The sequence below is a fragment of the Bartonella saheliensis genome, from assembly GCF_902162175.1.
Genome location: NZ_LR607289.1, coordinates 1 through 2,164, shown reverse-complemented (window position 1 = coordinate 2,164; position 2,164 = coordinate 1). Strand labels below are relative to the sequence as shown.

Annotated in this window: 1 pseudogene; it reads left to right on the top strand. The window is 36.0% G+C overall.

The annotated features are described in order from the left end of the window. Window positions 1–30: 30 nt before the first annotated feature. Window positions 31–2,164 (top strand): annotated as a pseudogene (locus tag FS875_RS09715) (autotransporter outer membrane beta-barrel domain-containing protein); the annotation flags it as partial.

Genomic DNA, 2,164 nt, shown 5'->3' with positions numbered 1-2,164 from the left:
AATATTGGGGGCTTTAAAAGGAGAGTATTCGTGTATAAAAAATCCCTTCTGTCATCTATGGCGACAGCCGCTATCGTGCTGTTTAATATCCAATTCAATGTCCATGCTAAAGACCTTGAAGTGTCTGGAGAGAAAAAAGAGGTCAAAGATGCCACTTACGAGACTCTTCACGCCTTAAAAGGCGGTAAAATCATCGGCAACCATTTAATAATCATCGGAAGTGAAGCACATCGAGGGAGTTATGTTGTAACAGCTGAAGGTAATAACAGTGTAATTGAATTGCAAAATAATACAACTCTTAAAAAAACGGATTCTGATATTCTCTTCGGCCTAGAAGCAAAAGATGGTGCTACACTGAAAATGATTGGGGGAACTATTACCGCTTTCGAAACTGGCGCAAACTTCTTGAATAGTAATAGTAAAGAAAACAAATTGAAAGACATCACAATATCAAGCGGTGAAAACCAACTACCAATACTCTTTGGAGTAATAGCAGACAAAAACAGTCAAGTCACTTTAGAAAATGTAAAAGTAATACACGCTCAAAAAGGCATATTTGCAGATAATCAATCTCAAATAACAATCTCAGGAGGATCATTTGATTCAGAACAAGAAACAATATCTGCAGTAAATGGCAGCACTATTACTTTAACTAATAATGTTCAAATTGCATCATCTTATAATGATAGACTTCATCCTATGAACTATGGACTCTTGGCAAATGGTGCACAATCCACAATTACCATGACAGGTGGATCTATAACTGGAATGGCAGCATTATCTACAATAAAAGGTGGATATATTAATCTGACAAATGTCGATTTCAAAAACAACAATAACGAAATTATGATCAGTGCTACTGATCCTGACAGCATAATTGAATTGCACGGCGATACAACAGCTAATACAAAAATGTGGCTTACTGCAAGAAAAGGGGGAAAAATTTTTAGTGAAAATTTAAATATTACTGCTCTTAGAGACAAAGATTTAGAAGAAGATGTTGCCATAGAGTACCCTTGCATAGAAGCCAGCAACGCTAATAGCAAAATTATATTAACAGGTAAAACAACCATTAAAAACGTTATGCATGGGTTTCATGTAAAAAAAGGAGGAAAGATCTCTAGCGAAAATTTAGAGATAACTGGTAACAAAAAAATTGACTCTCAATCCACAAAAATAACTATCGGGGGAACAGCGCGCGACTCCAATAGCGAAATTCAATTAAAAGGTAAAACAACCATTGAAAATGTAGATGTTGGGCTCTTAGCATATGAAGATGGCAAAATTAAGATGGCTAAAAACATTATTGATGCGAATTCCAAAGTTCCAGCTAGCAAGTCCAATATACCGCAAAATGTAAAGAAAAATAAAATAGAAGCAAAAAAAGCTGCACTATTGCTATTAAACGGTGGAGATATTGACCTAACAGATGTTTCTATAACAGCAGGTATTGCAGGCTTGCAAATCACGACTGTGCTTGAGACTAATACGCTAAAAAACCAAAAGAAGGAGATTAATCTAACCAATACAGATCTATACGTCAACAATGGCGTTGGAACACTCATTGGAGCGTTTGCTAAAAAAAACACTCCGAAAGTTCCAGATCTATCACTTGGTGCAATCCATCTTAAAAATGTAAATATTTTCGCCAACGTTTTGTTAAAAGACAGTAGCAATTTTAAAGATGGTTTTTTAACAAGCATTGATGACTCAAAACTTACTGAAAACAGTAAAAACCTTATAGCACTAAAAAGCGGTAGCTTCACATTAAATGCAGATCATTCTATTTTAGAAGGCAGAGCAAACATTGCAAAAGAAAGAAATGTACGCTTTGACTTGAAAAATGGGACACAATGGTTCTTAAAAAACAGCACACAAGAAAAAGATGCTGAGGGCAATTTGCTTGATATCACTCAAAGGTCACGTTCTGATATTTCTATTCTCGACCTCAATGACAGCTCTCTCATTTTTCAAGAGCCAACAGAAGATCATTACCATACATTGCATGTAGGTTCCGGAAAACCAGAGACTAAAGCTGTCTATAATGCAACAGGCGATGCACAAATTTCTTTCAATACCTGGTGGAGTGATGCTAAACCGATCGCTGAGCAAAAAACCGATCGACTTTTAATCAATGGGGATGTTTCAGGAACGACAAATGTTC